13 protein-coding genes and 1 other RNA gene are annotated in these 15,894 nt (G+C 50.6%); 8 read left to right on the forward strand and 6 right to left on the reverse strand.

Annotation, left to right across the window (positions count from 1 at the left end; genetic code table 11):
• Positions 1-94: 94 nt before the first annotated feature.
• A complete protein-coding gene (locus SACSAC_RS01570) occupies positions 95-1,522 on the reverse strand; it encodes an ammonium transporter (RefSeq protein WP_037282765.1) in 1,428 nt (475 codons plus the stop codon).
• Positions 1,523-1,796: 274 nt separating this feature from the next.
• On the opposite strand from SACSAC_RS01570, the gene SACSAC_RS01575 reads away from it, so the two are divergent.
• The 4 genes from SACSAC_RS01575 to SACSAC_RS26675 all read left to right on the forward strand — a co-directional run bounded on the left by SACSAC_RS01575 (position 1,797) and on the right by SACSAC_RS26675 (position 6,980).
• Positions 1,797-2,219 carry a MerR family transcriptional regulator gene (locus SACSAC_RS01575; protein WP_037282767.1) on the forward strand — a complete coding sequence of 141 codons (423 nt, stop codon included), beginning with the start codon at positions 1,797-1,799 and terminating at the stop codon, positions 2,217-2,219.
• Between the two features lie 31 nt (positions 2,220-2,250).
• Positions 2,251-2,928 carry a zinc metallopeptidase gene (locus SACSAC_RS01580; RefSeq protein WP_037282769.1) on the forward strand — a complete coding sequence of 226 codons (678 nt, stop codon included), beginning with the start codon at positions 2,251-2,253 and terminating at the stop codon, positions 2,926-2,928.
• 249 nt (positions 2,929-3,177) lie between these two features.
• Positions 3,178-4,893, forward strand: coding sequence for a histidine kinase N-terminal 7TM domain-containing diguanylate cyclase (locus SACSAC_RS01585; protein WP_037282771.1), 1,716 nt, complete (start codon positions 3,178-3,180; stop codon positions 4,891-4,893).
• Between the two features lie 155 nt (positions 4,894-5,048).
• Complete coding sequence (locus SACSAC_RS26675) at positions 5,049-6,980, forward strand: serine hydrolase domain-containing protein (RefSeq protein WP_051506786.1); 1,932 nt, start codon at positions 5,049-5,051, stop codon at positions 6,978-6,980.
• A gap of 397 nt (positions 6,981-7,377) precedes the next feature.
• On the opposite strand, the gene SACSAC_RS01595 is transcribed toward SACSAC_RS26675, so the two are convergent.
• Positions 7,378-8,025 (reverse strand): rhomboid family intramembrane serine protease, encoded by a 648-nt coding sequence (locus tag SACSAC_RS01595; protein ID WP_037291775.1) that lies wholly within the window; start codon positions 8,023-8,025, stop codon positions 7,378-7,380.
• A 211-nt stretch (positions 8,026-8,236) separates the two neighbouring features.
• Here SACSAC_RS01595 and tpx point away from each other — a divergent pair, with 211 nt between their 5' ends.
• Positions 8,237-8,755, forward strand: a complete 519-nt coding sequence (gene tpx, locus SACSAC_RS01600; protein WP_037282773.1) for a thiol peroxidase — start codon at positions 8,237-8,239, stop codon at positions 8,753-8,755.
• A gap of 151 nt (positions 8,756-8,906) precedes the next feature.
• On the opposite strand, the gene SACSAC_RS01605 is transcribed toward tpx, so the two are convergent.
• The 4 genes from SACSAC_RS01605 to cshA form a co-directional block, all read right to left on the reverse strand.
• Positions 8,907-9,299 carry a DUF1499 domain-containing protein gene (locus tag SACSAC_RS01605; RefSeq protein WP_037282775.1) on the reverse strand — a complete coding sequence of 131 codons (393 nt, stop codon included), beginning with the start codon at positions 9,297-9,299 and terminating at the stop codon, positions 8,907-8,909.
• Between the two features lie 190 nt (positions 9,300-9,489).
• A non-coding RNA gene (ssrS, locus tag SACSAC_RS27460) (6S RNA) lies at positions 9,490-9,679 on the reverse strand.
• Between the two features lie 63 nt (positions 9,680-9,742).
• Entirely contained in the window at positions 9,743-10,525 is a 783-nt protein-coding gene (locus SACSAC_RS01610) for a YesL family protein (protein WP_037282777.1), read from the reverse strand.
• A 190-nt stretch (positions 10,526-10,715) separates the two neighbouring features.
• The gene (cshA, locus tag SACSAC_RS01615) at positions 10,716-12,242 is read right to left on the reverse strand and encodes a degradosome RNA helicase CshA (protein WP_425414830.1); all 1,527 of its coding nucleotides are present in this window, start codon (positions 12,240-12,242) and stop codon (positions 10,716-10,718) included.
• Positions 12,243-12,706: 464 nt separating this feature from the next.
• Between cshA and SACSAC_RS01620 the strand changes: the two genes are divergently transcribed.
• From SACSAC_RS01620 to SACSAC_RS01635, 3 genes are all read left to right on the forward strand, one after another.
• Complete coding sequence (locus tag SACSAC_RS01620) at positions 12,707-13,534, forward strand: YitT family protein (RefSeq protein ID WP_037282782.1); 828 nt, start codon at positions 12,707-12,709, stop codon at positions 13,532-13,534.
• 572 nt (positions 13,535-14,106) lie between these two features.
• A complete protein-coding gene (locus SACSAC_RS01630) occupies positions 14,107-14,301 on the forward strand; it encodes a hypothetical protein (protein ID WP_037282788.1) in 195 nt (64 codons plus the stop codon).
• A 319-nt stretch (positions 14,302-14,620) separates the two neighbouring features.
• Entirely contained in the window at positions 14,621-15,826 is a 1,206-nt protein-coding gene (locus SACSAC_RS01635) for a putative glycoside hydrolase (RefSeq protein WP_037282791.1), read from the forward strand.
• Positions 15,827-15,894: the final 68 nt, after the last annotated feature.

Consider the following 15,894-nt stretch of genomic DNA (forward strand, 5'->3'; position numbering starts at 1 on the left):
TTTCGGAGTTTCGAATTACCTTACATGTATCTAACATTTATTTATTTTAACTTCCAGTTTCATCTTTATGCAACCTCATGTCTGCAAGTAAATCTTAAGCGTTAGCCGGCGTGCGTTTGCTGCCCGAATCCGGGCTTGTCGGACCGTGGAAAGTCGTTTCGCCAGCCATTTTCATTTGCTCCGGATAACCATAGTTGCCATGCTCGCTGATATCCAGACCCATCATTTCTTCTTCTTCGGTTACGCGGATGCCCATTGTTGCTTTGAGGATTGCGAAGATCACGAAGGTTACGGCGCCTACGAAGGCCAGTGTGCCGACAACGCCGAGTGCTTGAACGCCCAATTGGTGCAGCCCGCCGCCATAGAACAGGCCGGCTTGTCCAAGACCTTTTTCAGTAGCCAGTGCAGGTGTCGCGAAGAAACCTGTGCAGAGCGCGCCCCAGATGCCTGCTACGCCGTGTACGGAGAATGCGAAGACCGGATCATCGACGCCTGCTTTTTCAAACCATTGCGCCGTGAAGAATGTCAGTACGCCTGCCACCAGACCGATGACTACAGCTGCCCACGGTTCAACGAAGGCACAAGAGCCCGTGATCGCAACCAATGCTGCCAATACGCCGTTCAACATGCTTGGGATGTCGGCTTTGCCGAATACCATCCAGGAGATCAACAGTGCCGCTACGCCGCCTGCTGCCGCTGCGATATTCGTCGTCAATGCTACATAAGCGAAGAAACCGTCCATGACCGTCAACGCACTACCCGGGTTGAAGCCGAACCAGCCTACCCACAGAATGATTACGCCGAGTACCGACAACACTTGGTTGTGTCCCAGAATGCTGTTCGGCTTACCTTCTTTGCTGTATTTACCCAAGCGGGGTTTGAGCATAACGGTCGCCACAAGTGCCGCCGTAGCCCCTGTTAAGTGAACGACTGTCGAGCCTGCAAAGTCTTGCATGCCCATTTGCGCAAGCCAACCGCCGCCCCATACCCAGTGTGCAATAATCGGGTAGATAATGATGGTGAAGAGAGCGCCGAAGACGATGTATACGCTAAGTTTGGCGCGTTCTGCAAGACCGCCGCCCGCAATCGCCAGCGATACGCCCGCAAAAGCCAGGTGGAACAGGAACATCAGCGATACCGGAACACCCAGTTCGTTAACCGAGTTGAACGATGAAGCTTGTCCGTCTCCTCCGAAGAAAAAGCCTTCAAAGCCGAAGAATCCGTTGCCGTTACCGAACCCGAAGGCGAATCCGAAAGCCCAGAACGCGATACTTGCAACGCCGAAGGAAAGGATTGTCTTGCCCGCTACGTGACCGGCGTTTTTCATTCGTACTGAACCCGCCTCAAGTAAAGCGAATCCCGCTTGCATGAAGATAACCAGTACGGCTGCGATAAATACGAAAGCCGAGTTCACGCCTACCGTCAATGCTTCGCCGTCTACCGCTTCCGCCGCATACGCGCTAACCGGAAAAGCCGATACCGCCGTCAGTGTCCCAAGTGCCAACCACCATTTCTTTCTCAAATTCCCCACGCCCTCTTCATGTTATTTTTTCTAACACAATGTGAAATCCTTGATGTCATTATAGACCGCGGCAAGAAAGCTGACAAGTGTATTTTCATAAAAAAAAAGAAAATTTATTTCAAACGCTTTTTAGCGAGCAAAAATTTGACCTGCGTTAATGCGGTGATGCGTACTTTCGGTTTGAAAGTATGACGTTTGACTGTACGCTTTGGGTTGGATATAATTGAATTTGTCAAGAGTTTCTTTTAAGAAAGGGTGAGGCAGCGATGGGGATATGAAACTGTTCAGGATCGGAGAACTGGCCCGTGCCGCAGGAACCAGCGAACGTACCATCGACTATTACACCAAGTTGGGATTGATTCATCCGCAGGACCGCTCGATGACCAACTATCGATTATACGGACCTGAAACCCTGCTTCGTCTGGAGCGTATTCATGAGTTGAAAGACGAAAAGTTTACATTGGAAGAAATTCGCGAACGACTCGACAAATGGAGCGCAGCTTCGGGAGACGAACGCGTTTCGGAGAAGCTGACCTTGCTCGAAAGCCATTTGGCGCAGGTCGAGAAGGAATTGAAGGAACTGCAACCGCTGCTTCAGGATCTCGATCCGGCGCAAGCGCGCAAGACCTTTTCTCAACTGCTTCCGCAAGGCATCGCCTGCATGGAAGCCATCAAATTGCTGTTGGGGCAGCCATGATCGATTATTTGAATATGGAGGGAACAAGCACATGAGTTTTAACGCGTTTATGTACATTCTGATCATTCCGGCCTTCATTTTGACCATCTGGGCACAGTTTCGGGTCAAGGGGACGTTTAAAAAATGGAGCGAAGTACCGGTGAACAGCGGTATTACCGGCTATCAAGCCGCACGCCATATGCTCGATACGCACGGGCTGCACGACGTACAGATCGTAACGGTACCCGGAACGCTGTCCGACCACTACAATCCGGTGAATCGCACCGTTGCCTTATCCGAAGACGTCTACTACGGAAACAGCATCTCCTCCGTCTCGGTCGCGTGCCACGAGATCGGCCACGCGATTCAGCATCAACAGGCTTACCCGATGTTGGCATTGCGCCACAAGATCTTCCCGGTCGTCAATTTCGCTTCCGGCGTCGCGCCGTTTCTGATCTTGGCCGGTTTTTTCTTCAGCCATACGCTGATCGGCTTGGGTATTCTGTTCTTCGCCGTCACGGTAATCTTCCAACTTATCACGTTGCCGGTCGAGTTCAACGCCAGCAACCGGGCCAGAGAAATCATGGTCTCCGAAGGCTACATCACCAATGAAGAAGAACGCGGCGTGGGCAAAGTCCTGAACGCTGCCGCGCTGACTTACGTAGCTGCCGCATTGGTCGCTCTGCTTGAACTGATTCGTCTGATCGGAATTTTTAACAGCCGCGACTAACGCCGATTCTCCGCAATCGCGCTTTCATTCGAAGGCAGTTGAATACACGCATACAAAACCGGCGCAGTCGCTCAGACTGCGCCGGTTTTGTATTTTCTTGGATAGAGTTGTGTACGATAGGTGTAAAAAGACGACAATCTTCGTCTGACGGACGATAAATACTGGCTAATTCTCTTGGTTTTATGGTACTATACATCTACTTTAACATTGCAGTCGATTGCAGCTTTCGCACCCAAAAGGAGAAGGTTTGTGAACCTATCAGTGTGGTATGATCTCTTCTTGTTCGCCTTGTTGTCCGTCTTGCTGGTCTACATTTTCTTCGCAGTTCGGATTACGAATCTACATAAAGTCTATTTCGTTTTCCACTTCTTCATGATGTTATGGCCGCTTTGTCAATTCGCTACGCACATCGTACAGGATGTTCAATTGCAGTTCCTCTACGTTTCGTTATCCTTCGTCGCATCCCTCATGCTTGCAAGCGGCTGGCTGCTGTTCACGTTGTTCCTTGCGGGAGACGAGAAACGATTAAGCCCCAAGTCCATCGCGCTGCTGTTCGTTCCCGCAGCCGTTGCCTCGCTCGGGACGATGATTAACCCGTTCCATCTGTTCGCCAGTCCCACGACCGACAATTACGTCGACCGTTCCTACGGTTCGCTGTTCTGGCTAACCATGACGGTCATCGCCGGATATTTCCTCACCTCGTTGGTTGTCCTCCTGCGCGCCGTACGATCTCATTCGTCTTCTCCAAGCCTTAAAAAGCAGATTCGTATCGTTTTATGGGGCGTGAGCGCATTGGTCTCCTTTGTCGCGATCGATATTCTGCTCAACGTTGTGCTTGCCAAGTTTTTGCCGATCATCCCCGGACTGACTTCGCTCGGTATTTTTATTGCCGATCTGTTTTTCATTTTCGTCATCACCCGGTACAAAGTGTTTGATCTGGTATCGATTGCGCACGAAGACATCATCAATACGATTCCGCACGGCATTCTCGTATTGGATGAAGACGATGCCGTGGTTGAAGCGAACCGCGCGCTCCGACTTTTTATCGATGCCGAAGTCGGGGAGTTGTTCGATATCGAAACCTTTCTGTCCTCGGTCCGGGCAATAGAAGACCCTCGTCAGTTCCTGAATCATTATAAGCGAAAAGAGCGCGACTTGTTCCAGATCGAGCTGACTTCGAACCGCGGAGACGGACTTCATTTCATTTTGCAAACGTCGCCGATCTTCGATGCCTCGCGTTCGCCGATCGGCCATATCCTGACCTTCCAGGACGTTTCGCAGGAGCGGCGCCTGGTTCAAGAGTTGAACCGTCAGAATGACGTTCTGCATGAGCGCAACCGCTCGCTGGATCGGACGCGTCTCGAACTGTCGCAAGCCAACCGCAAGTTGGAGGAGATGGCGCTGACCGATAGTCTGACAGGCTGCTACAACCGCCACTACTTGACTCAACGCCTGACGCAGGAAATGACGGCAAACGTCGAGCAGCGCATTCCGTTTTCTTTTATCCTGTTCGATATCGACTTCTTCAAAATGATCAATGACCGCCACGGTCACGTGGCAGGAGACGAAGTCTTGTACCGCACGGCGCAGATCGTCAAGCAGCGTATCCGCAGCACAGACATTTTGGCACGCTACGGCGGCGAGGAATTCATTCTATACCTGCCGTGCACAGAGAGAAAAATGGCCGAGAAAATTGCCGAGCAGGTACGCGCCGCCGTCGAAAGCAACTTCGTGAAACTCGATCAGTCGGCAGAGCCGGTTAACGTCACTGTGAGCTTGGGCGTATTATCTATCGAGGACTTCGAGCATCAATACATGCCGGATAACTTGGAAGAATATCTGACACGTTTATTTGCAGAAGTCGACAAGCCCTTGTATCAGGCAAAAAAGAACGGACGCAACCGAATTGAGTTTGCCGATATTCGCCAGATTTCGGATGACGGAACATTTGAAGCAAGAATGTGAAAAAGCAACGGATAAGGCTAAGCGCACAGCCTTCATTCGTTGCTTTTTTCATTTTATGGGTTAAAGTGGCTTGACAGTTCCAAGTCTTAGTTTTATGGTTGATTAATAGACTAACTAACCGCAAATGATCGACTTTATTCCAAAGGAGATTTCCGATGCCTATCTCTGCTTCACTTCCGAATCTGATGAAAACAAGACGCTGTTTATTCATTTTCCTGACTTTACTGCTCTTGTTGACTACACTGCCCAAATCTTCATTTGCTAACTCCGATCTCCGTCATGCAACGCCTTCCGGAATTCCAGTTCAAGATTTAGAAGCTTACATTGATGAATTCGTCGAACCTTACATCGGGAAAACAACCGCAGCCGCCTCGATCGCCGTGGTTCAAGATGGACGTACGGTTTTCTCCAAAGCTTATGGTTACGCCGATATTCCAAACCGGATTCCAGCTACTCCGGATAGTATCTTCGAATGGGGTTCGATCAGCAAATTGTTTGTATGGACGTCCGTAATGCAACTGGCGGAATCGAATCAACTGAATCTGCAGACGGATATCCGCGAGTATCTGCCCGATCATTTTTTAAAACGATTGCGTTATGACGAACCGATCACTTTGCTCCATCTGATGAATCACACCGCCGGATTCGAGGAGTATATGTTCGATATGGCTTATACGGCTCCTGAGCAAGTATCCTCTTTGGAAGAAGGTCTTTTACGAGCAGAACCTGCACAAATCTATCCTCCCGGGCAAACGGTTGCCTATTCGAATTATGGAAATTCTCTGGCTGCCTATATCGTGGAACGGGTATCCGGGCAGTCGTATGCCGACTATGTGAACGAACATATCCTGCTCCCGTTAAAAATGAATCACACCGAAATCCGCTCCGTTTTGGATGATCGACCGGACTTGCTGCGCAGTAAAGCCAAGGGCTATTTATCCGTTGAAGACGGACAAACTGTCGAAGGTCCCTGGAACTATATGTCCATGTATCCGAACGGAGGCGCTAACGGCACGGCTGAAGATCTTGCTCGTTTTGCGATGGCTTTAATGCCGGCATCCCATGAACAATCTTCATTATTTAGCCAATCCCGTACCTTATCCGACATGCTCAGCTCTTCAAAATCCGATGATCCTTACATGCCCGGAATCGCTCACGGCTTTTGGGAATATCCGGGTGCGGCTCGCACGCTCGGACACGGAGGCAATACAATGGCGTTCTCCAGCAGCCTTCAGTTCGCGCCTGACGAACATTTTGCTGTCGTGGTTCTCACTAATCAAGCCGGAGAATCCCATCTGGTACACGGGTTGTCGCAGGCCCTGATCGGAAGCCCGGAGATTCCCGCTTCCGATCAAATGCTACCCGAATCCTCCTTGGTCACCGGAAGCTTCGTTGCAGCCAGACGTCCCGACCAAGGATTTATGAGCGTCTATCCCTACTTGTCGCTGATGCGCGTCACCTCCGACAAAAAAAACGCTCTGACCGTTAAGCTCGCCGGATACGAAGGCGCGTACGAACAAGTTCGACCTTATTTATACCAAAGAACCGGCGGCGATTCCGAGTTAGGGGCCTGGCCTTTTATCTTTTTCCAAACGGATCAAGGATCAGTAACGCGGGTTTCGCTTTATACGAGTGATTATCTGCCTTTGTCCGCCGGCCGTTCCCTCGCTCTGCTCATTGTGCAAGGGATTGCGGCTATCGTTGCCCTGCTCTTCTTCCTGATCGCTCCGTTCTTGTTGCTGTTGGTTACATGGTTTAAGCGAAAAGGACAAACGGGCGGCCGCTTCACTCCGCTGCGGATCAAAACGCTGATCTTTATGTTCAGCGGAACGCTTTTGGCAGCCAACAATCTCCTGCTTGCTTATCGGATGCTGAGTCAAAACGAGCGGCCGTACAGCGATGTGCTGCCGCAGGTGATCTTGAACAGCATATTTGCAGGAGCCGGCTTGATTGCTCTGATTGCGCTTCTGTTGGAAATCAAACGACGGCCGCTGTTGGGCAAGCGCTCTAAAGTTGGCGTGGGAGTTTCCATTCTGCTCTGGGTTATCTTGATCGTATTGCTGATTGTGTGGCAGTTTTATCGCTGAGATGCTGAACATTAAAAAAGCCGCTTCCTTTTTTTAAGAGGAGGCGGCTTTTTCCTTTTGAAATTCCTATTCGTTGAGGAGTGCTGAGGGCGGCTGCGGGAGAAATTCATTCAAGACGCTGTCTCACGCAAAAAGCTTACAGCTTTCCGCGTTCAAAGGCGTCTTTCATTGAATTTCTCCCTCCGCCTATCGCTTCGCTCAGGCTATCAGGACTTTCTAACTTATTTGTTTACTATAATACATAGTAGACATGTCTTTTTAACTACACTCACTTATCGGCCAACGCCGCAGCAGCGGAGCGCCGTAAGAATGGCTGAGAAGCGGAGCGCTCGCCTTTGCAGCGAAGTTGCGACAGCGATCGAAGCCATCTTACGGCGCGCAGCGGTCTCCCGGAAGCTCAGCCGATCTTTTTCCCGATCGGCAGGCGTACGAGCAGTCCATACAGGAAGAAGCCTGCGATGGCGCCGCCGATGTGGGCGGAGATGTTGACGTTCGGCGTCGCGAAGCTCATGATCAAGCCCATGACGAGCAGAATATAGACCGTTTGCCGCGATCCTTTGTCCATTTTGGCTCGCTGGAACAGCGCCATGTACAAGAAAGCGCCGTAACCGCCGTAGATTGCGCCCGACGCTCCGACGGAGATGAAATATTCGCCGGCTCGATTGTAAAAGCCCATACTGATTAAGTTAGCAATGATTCCGCTAGCCAGGTAAAGAACCGCGTAACGAACATGTCCCAACAATCGTTCAAGCGGCGGTAAGAAGACCATAATGGCAAAGCAGTTGAAGAGCAAGTGCTCAAAGCTGCCGTGCAGGAAAACCGAGGTCAGGTAACGCCAAGGCGAATCGACGTTTTCAATACCTGGAACGCCGACAACATTGGACAAAGCTCCATATTGAAGCAGGATCGAGCCGGAAGCGTCTCGGCTGTAAGCTCCGTTCACCGCCAATACAATGAACATCACGACATTGACCAACACAAGAAGAGCCGTGACCGGATAAAACTTCAGGTACTGGTTCCATTTTTCGTACCTTACAAAAATCATCATTTTCCTCTTTTCCAACAGATCATGTCCGAAAATTCCGAAGAAATCTGACTTAGACTCGTTTTCGGACACGCTCTATTCTCTTTTTTGCAAACAATCCGTTAAAAACATTATAATAAAAACGTACGGGAAAATCCAAAATCCCGATTATCGTACGTTGATCTCAGTCATGAGCACGTACTTGCAGGAAAATCCAAGGAGGTTATTCACAATGGCACAACAAAGAACCGGCGTCGCCACATTTAAAGGCAACCCGATCACCCTGATCGGTCCCGAGTTGAAAGTCGGAGATTCGGCCCCGGACTTCAAGCTGAACCGCAATCTGCTGGAGGAAGCTTCCCTGAAAGACTTTTCCGGCAAAGTGAAACTGATTAGCGTCGTTCCTTCGCTCGATACCGGCACTTGCGATGCGCAAACGCGTCGTTTCAATACGGAAGCTGCCGATCTGGGCGAGAATGTGGTCATTTTGACCGTCAGCGCCGATCTTCCGTTTGCACAAGCCCGTTGGTGCGGAGCGGCAGGCGTGGATCAAGTGATCACCCTGTCCGATTACAAAGGCCATTCGTTCGGCGAAGCTTACGGCGTTCTAATCGAAGAATTCCATTTAGACATGCGTGCAATCTTCGTACTCGATGCGAATGATCGCATTACTTACGTTGAATATTTGAAAGAAATGAGCGAACACCCGAACTATGAAGAAGCGATTGCAGCCGTAAAAGCTTTGCTGTAATACGCCGTTCTTCACACATAAGCATGAAAAAACGTACCCGCCCTCGGAACTCCGTGGAGCGGGTACGCTTACATGAAAGCCGAAAAACGGCGCTGTCCATTTTTTCGAAAATTGATATTTCTCCAAGCGACTATTTGATGGCCTTAGCCCACTACCCTGTTGTCTTATGTGATGCCAATTTTTTGTCGAGGATCGTGAACAAGCTTATAATCGTACGGTAGTTTGCACCCAGATCACCTAAAGAACCACGGGATGCCGAATAGATATCGACAGCGCTTTTGACCGGACCTACAGCCAGAACCGAAACGGTGATATCCATCGTCCGACCGAACTTCGTACGCTTCTCCAAGATGATTTCTCCCACGTTAGGCACTTCATGCAGTACCTTATAGCCGGGAATCTTTTTCAGCGTCGAGCTGACTTCTTCCCAAGCTTTGTCCCTGGAAAGGCTATAGTATCTCGTTTTCATTTTAGGATCGGTCGCGCGATCACTCGTGCCTTCCTGGCTGCGAATGATTCCGATCAATGTACGTTTAAACGACAAGATCTTTCCTCCTTTGACGTTACCCTCATTCTATTCTCTAGTTTAGCATTGTTCGATTAATAACAAAAGAAAAACACAGCAAAAAAGCGTTCCCGCTCCGGGAACTTCCCCGGCGCAAGAACGCTTGATCCCATTCGGGACAAAGGGCGCTTCAGCCTATGTAACTGACCACTCCCTGATTTGGACAAAAAGAGATCCCGCTCTGCCGTCCGGTAACATTGTCTCGAACCTGCTATCGCAGGTGGGTGACCGCAAGACGGGCTTTGAAGTCCCCATGTCATATAGACAGGGCTTTTCATCGCGGCGCCTAATGTAGATCTCCCGAGACTTCATCATTGGTTCAAAACAACGAAAGACCGAAACGTACATCGCAGGATGTAGAGTTATTATAGCGCTTACGACACTCAATGTAAACTCTACCGCGCTCTTTTGTTAAAAAATGCTCACTTTTCTTTTCTCTCTTTTTTCTCTTTGCCCAGTTCGATCAGTTCGGGCTCGCCTTTCGAATTTTGCTCCTCTTCCCGCTTTTTCGCCTGATCCTGCATCTTCTGGAAGGTCGCATAGAAGTTCAAGAAAGCAAACCAAGCGATCACGCTGCCCGCCGCAATCACATACAGCACGGGCATATACGTCCAACAAATATAGATGACCGCGATTGCGCCGATCAGCGTCGAGAAAACGCGGAACGGACGCAGCAGCGTAAGCAAAATCGCATTTTTCAGAATACCGCCTATTTTCATATGGTAATGGGCAACCATAGAGAAGAAGTTGAACAGCGATACGAATAGCAGAATCATCAGGATCAGCATCAGAATGCCGAACAGCTGCATGTTGCGGAACTGCACCATGTAGACCGTGATATCCACGTACATGACCACGAACAACAGCGTATAGAAGATGCCGCCTACCAGACTTTGCTTGTAGTTTTCTTTGTACCCTCTAAAATAAGTACGGAAAATTTTGACGTCCGGTTCCCCCATCACCCATTTTCGCGTAACGGTGAACATCGCCGAAGTCGCCGGGAACAATGTAAGCGGAGCCAGAATTCCTAACGCCCAATTCAATGTCAGTGCTTCGTTCACATACTGCGGGTCGATCGCCAATCGCATGTACAAGATGAATAAAAACGGCGCCGAACACAGCACCCAGAGCAGATTCGTTCCCGAGATCCTCATAATCCACTCGGTCAGGCGGTAGATGCCCCCCGTAAGCCCCCTAAATTCCAACAGGTATTCCTCCTCAAAAATCGCATAATCGCTAAACCACCATATTGATAGTTCAATTATACCGATTATATCCACTAAAAACCACTCTTATCAAAAAGGCTTTCGAAACGTTTTGTTGTCAGCGAGCTTGCTTCTTCTCCATGCAAAAAAGACGACGCATTGCTGCGCCGTCTTTTGCTTATCTTAAAAATTAACCTTCGAAGTTATCACGCTTCGGAGCCGGACGATCTCCTTGGTACGAGGACTTGCCTCCGCGACCTTGGTATCCGCCTTCTTTCGAACCTTTGTAGCCGCCGGTTCCGCCGCTACGGCTGCCTTGGTAACCGCCGCTGCGTCCGCCGCTGCTGCTTCCGCCTTTGTAGCCGCCGCCTTTATAGCCGCTACCGCTTCCGCCTTTGTAACCACCGCCGCTACGAGCGCCGCCGTAGCTACCCGATGGTTTGCGACGCTTCACGCGAACCGGATCTTCCGGAGTCAGCTCGACCTTGGCATCTTTCTTCTCGCCGGTCATCAGCTTCATCGCAGCCGACAGCAGGTTCACGGAATCGTACTGTTCCAGCATTTGGATCGCGATTGCTTTGTACTCGTTCAACTCGCCGTCTTGTACCACTTCGAGCAGACGCTCGGCCAAGATGCGTTGTTTGCCTTCGATCGCTTCGCTCATGGTCGGGAGCGGTTTGCGCGTAATCTTGTGACGCGTGACGCGTTCGATGAAGTTCAGGTGATCCAGTTCGCGCGGCGTTACGAACGACCATGCTTTACCTTCTTTACCTGCACGACCCGTACGGCCGATCCGGTGAACATAGCTCTCCGGATCTTGCGGAAGGTCGAAGTTGATTACGTGCGTAACGCCCGATACGTCGAGACCGCGTGCCGCAACGTCCGTTGCAACCAGAACTTCGATGCTGCCGTCGCGGAATTTGCGCATTACGGCATCGCGTTGGTTCTGCGAAAGGTCGCCGTGCAAGCCGTCAGCCGAATAGCCGCGTTTTTGCAGCGCTTCTGCCAATTCGTCAACCCGACGCTTTGTACGTCCGAACAGGATAGCCAGTTCTGGCGATTCCATGTCGATCAAACGAGTCAGAGCTTCGAACTTCTGACGCTCAGGCACTTCGATGTAAGCCTGATCGATCAGCGGAGCGCTGATTTGCTTAGGGATAACCGATACATGCTGCGGGTTTTTAAGGAATTGCTCAGCCAGACGTTTGATGTTCGCAGGCATCGTTGCCGAGAACAGCAACGTTTGACGCTCTTCCGGAACCAGCTTCAGGATCGACTGAATGTCTTCCATGAAGCCCATGTCGAGCATTTCGTCCGCTTCATCCAATACAACGGTTTGAACGTCGTCGAGCTTGATCGTTTTACGGTTGATGTGGTCAAGCAGACGTCCTGGCGTACCGATGATGATTTGCGGCTTTCTTTTCAGCGCGCGGATCTGACGAACGATATCTTGTCCGCCGTAGATTGCCAAAGAACGAAGTCCTTTGAAACGTGCCAGCTTCTCGATTTCGTCGGCAACCTGAATCGCGAGTTCGCGGGTAGGCGCCATGATCAGTGCCGAGATTTTTTCTTCTTCGCGGGCGATCTTGCTGATCATCGGAATGCCGAAAGCTGCCGTTTTACCTGTACCCGTTTGAGCTTGTCCGATCATGTCGCTTCCGCTCAGGGCGATTGGAATCGCCTGCGATTGGATCGGTGTTGCTTCTTCAAAGCCCATTTCCGTGATTGCTTGTAATACCTTTGGTTCCAAATCGAAGTCTACAAAATTTGCCAATAGATTCATGCTCCTTTTATTGTAAGCGGACCGCCACTTTGCTTATGGACAATCTGCTTTCGTATTCTGTATTCTTAAGTAGCCGCAACCGATCGATAACCGAAGGGTTCCTCATATGCTGATGACACCAAGTTTTCCGCACCTACTTGGACAAGGGAGGAGCTTCTTCAACGCCGAAGCTGAAAAGCTGAAGCTATATTATATACCGTTTATCCTTTAACTCGTGATTCTTCCGTTCAGCCGCTGACGGTTACGGAAACGAGAAAGATCTACTCAAGAACATCTAAATCATTATAGCATAAGCGACTATAAAAAAGCCAGTAAACCTTTCAACGGATTGTCACATTTTTTCACGATTTTCATTTTCGTTCTTGTTTTTTCATTTTCTTTTTCAGGAGTGGTGAGGTTTGTTTATTCGTATCGGTCATATCGTAACAACGGTCGTCGGGGCTTTATTAATCGCGGCCGGCTTTAACCTGTTCTTGATTCCGCATCAACTGCTCAGCGGCGGCGTATCCGGCTTATCCATGCTGACCGGCTACTTTACCCCGATCTCCATCGGCGTGCTGTATTTCGTTTATAACGTCCCTATGCTGATCGCCGGTTGGTTCCTGCTCGGGCGACGCTTCATTCTGCTCAGCATCGTATCCGTTGCCGCTGTTACGGTATTAATTACCGTCGTGCCCGAGCGCATGGTCGCTACCGATCCCATCCTGTCCTCCGTATTCGGCGGCGTGTTAGTTGGCGTAGGCGCGGGCATTTCCTTCCGCGTAGGCGGCTCAAGCGGCGGCTTCGACATTCTAGGTTCTATCGTCACGCGTTATCGCGATTTCCCGGTCGGAAATGTGCTTGTAGCGATGAACGGCTTGGTCATCGTTGCGATGGGTTACCTTCAAAACGATTGGAACCTGGCGCTTCTGTCGATGGTCTCCATTTATATCACGGGAAAAGTCGTCGACATGATCCATATCAGCCACACCAAAGTTACCTTGTTCATCGTGACGAACGATACGGACAAAATGTTGGAACGCCTGCTCCAGATCGAACGCGGCATTACCCGCATCCCAGCCGAAGGCGCGTTCTCCCATGCCAAAAAAGACATGCTGATGACGGTTACCACGCGCTACGAGCTGGCCGAACTCAAACGCATCATAAAAGAAGCCGACCCTCTCGCTTTCGTCAACATCGTCGAAACCGTAGGCGTAATGGGCTCGTTTCGGAAGCGCTCTGTGTGAAGCCTTTTTTTCGGCTTCGGGAAAGTCCTGTTCGCTGGGGAACGCCGCTTGGCGGGCGGAGGATCAAGTGCGTTTCGGTCGCGTGTTGAAATCGGGAAGCTTGATCTGAATGTAATGAGGCTTCCCGATTTCAAAGGCGATCGCTGGCGCTCCTGCACTGCACTTGATCCTCCGCCCTTGTGCGGCAAGCCCGCTCAAGAACTTCCTTAAGACCGAAGCGGCCTTTACAGGCGCTTCTTTTTTTGTGGTGTAGTTTTTCATAAAAACTGCGCAAACAAAAGTTCATTAGATCCTTTCAAGGTTTTGAAAGCTGCGGAGCGTGGGGGGCGGAGGGGGGAATTCAGTGAAAGGCGCCTTTGAACTTGGAAAACCTACATCTTAAATTTCAATCCAGTTTTCCAAGTGAGACAGCGCCTTGAACGAATTCCCCCCGCAGCCCCCTCCCACACGCTTCTTTCGCGAACATAACCGCGATGTGATATAATAACCCCGTACCAACTTCATGGTTCGCTTTTCGCAGGTATTCGAGTCAGACAATGACGCACGATTCCGGAAAAGAAAGGGTGACGACTATGGAAATGGAAGCCGTAAAACTTGAACAAATCGTGATGAAATGGTACCCCGACATGCTTTCGTTCTTGAAGCAGCAAGAGTTGGATTCCGTGATCGTCCTTCGTGACGGCCTGGGAATTCTCGAAGCCGAAGACGCGCTTGACATTATCCATCACAGCATCCTCGAACATCAGTCGCCGGAAGTTTTGCATTAACGATCAGCTTTGACAAGGTATTGGGTTGAGTCTTTTCAATAAGTTCTTCCAATAGGCCGCTCTCTTCCTTAGGGAAGGGGCGGCCCTACATATGAGCATTGACAAAATCGCAGTACCTTGCCAACGCTAGTAGATTCGTCGCTTCTTCGGAAGGTTAAAGGTTGAAGGTGTGTCTTCCGGCAATGAAGAGGATTTTGCATTTCCCGGAATAATCAGGCATTCGTGACAAATTTGTTGCCTCACTTGATGAGAAAAACGCTATACTGGTAAAGGCTTTCGCAGCCGAGAATCACCTACAGACGAGGGAGAGAATACAATCATGGATATCTTATGGAGCCTGCTGGCTCTCACGGTAAGCAGCCACAACCCCGAAAGCGCACCCGCAGAACCGATTAATGCCAATCCGATCACGGTCGCGGTCGAATCGGCTTGGAATCTCAGTACGCTGACGGCTCAAAAAGACAGCGTGGTCATCGATGCGGACAACCCTCCGATCAAAATCGATCCGCAACCCGACGCGCCTAAGGTCAAAGGCATTTATGCTACGGCTTACAGCGCAGGCGGCGCAAGAATGACCGAACTGCTCGATCTGCTTGACAATACCGGTCTTAACTCGATGGTTATCGATATCAAAGACGACTTGGGGTACATAACGTACAAAACCGAAAATCAGGAACTGCTGAAAATGGGCACGGCGCAAAAGTTCATTCCGGACATCGACGCGCTGATGACCAAGTTGAAAGACCACAACGTTTACCCGATCGCCCGGATCGTCGTGTTCAAAGACACGGTGCTGGCTGAAAACCATCCGGAACTTTCTTTCACGGACTCCAGCGGCAAAGTATGGAAAAACGGCGGCGGCGACGCGTTCGTAAACCCGTACAGCAAGGAAGTCTGGGATTATAACGTCGCAATCGCCAAAGAAGCCGCGGCGCTCGGATTCAAAGAAATCCAGTTCGACTACGTCCGCTTCGCGGAAGGCTTCGAGAAACGCGCCGACACGCTCAAATACGAAAAAGACGGCGACAAATCGCGTACCGAAGCCGTATCCGAATTCGTGCAATACGCGCGCAAAGAACTGGCGCCGCTCGGCGTCCGCGTCTCCGTCGACATCTTCGGCTACGCGGCCTCCGTTCCGGCTGCCGACGGCATCGGGCAAGACTTCACCAAAATTTCGGAAAACGTCGACGTTATCGCGCCGATGGTCTATCCGAGTCACTACTCGACCGGCTGGTTCGGCGCGAAAGACCCGGACAAAGAACCTTACGTGACGATCAAAGGCTCGATGGTCGACACGTTCAAAAAGCTCGACGAGATCGAAGACGAATCGCAGCGTCCGATCGTGCGTCCGTGGATTCAAGACTTTACCGCAAGCTGGCTCGGCAGCGGCCACTATACGAAGTACGGCAAAGCCGAAGTGGATGCGCAAATCAAGGCCATGGCCGATATGGGCGTAGACGAGTATCTGCTCTGGAACGCCTCCAACCGCTACACCAAAGACGCCAATTACGGTCCGAAGGACTGATTGTCCAACCTCAACTTTACCGAGCGATACGTTCATGCGGACGCAAACGCGCGGCAACAGCCCGGCCT

Source organism: Saccharibacillus sacchari DSM 19268 (assembly GCF_000585395.1).
GTDB classification, from domain to species: Bacteria; Bacillota; Bacilli; order Paenibacillales; family Paenibacillaceae; genus Saccharibacillus; species Saccharibacillus sacchari.

Coding starts and splice junctions, on each gene's coding strand:
- SACSAC_RS01575 (WP_037282767.1), top strand. CDS start 1,797: ATGAAACTGTTCAGGATCGGAGAACTGGCCCGTGCCGCAGGAACCAGC.
- SACSAC_RS01580 (WP_037282769.1), top strand. CDS start 2,251: ATGAGTTTTAACGCGTTTATGTACATTCTGATCATTCCGGCCTTCATT.
- SACSAC_RS26675 (WP_051506786.1), top strand. CDS start 5,049: ATGCCTATCTCTGCTTCACTTCCGAATCTGATGAAAACAAGACGCTGT.
- SACSAC_RS01595 (WP_037291775.1), bottom strand. CDS start 8,025: ATGATTTTTGTAAGGTACGAAAAATGGAACCAGTACCTGAAGTTTTAT.
- tpx (WP_037282773.1), top strand. CDS start 8,237: ATGGCACAACAAAGAACCGGCGTCGCCACATTTAAAGGCAACCCGATC.
- cshA (WP_425414830.1), bottom strand. CDS start 12,242: ATGGGCTTTGAAGAAGCAACACCGATCCAATCGCAGGCGATTCCAATC.
- SACSAC_RS01630 (WP_037282788.1), top strand. CDS start 14,107: ATGGAAATGGAAGCCGTAAAACTTGAACAAATCGTGATGAAATGGTAC.
- SACSAC_RS01635 (WP_037282791.1), top strand. CDS start 14,621: ATGGATATCTTATGGAGCCTGCTGGCTCTCACGGTAAGCAGCCACAAC.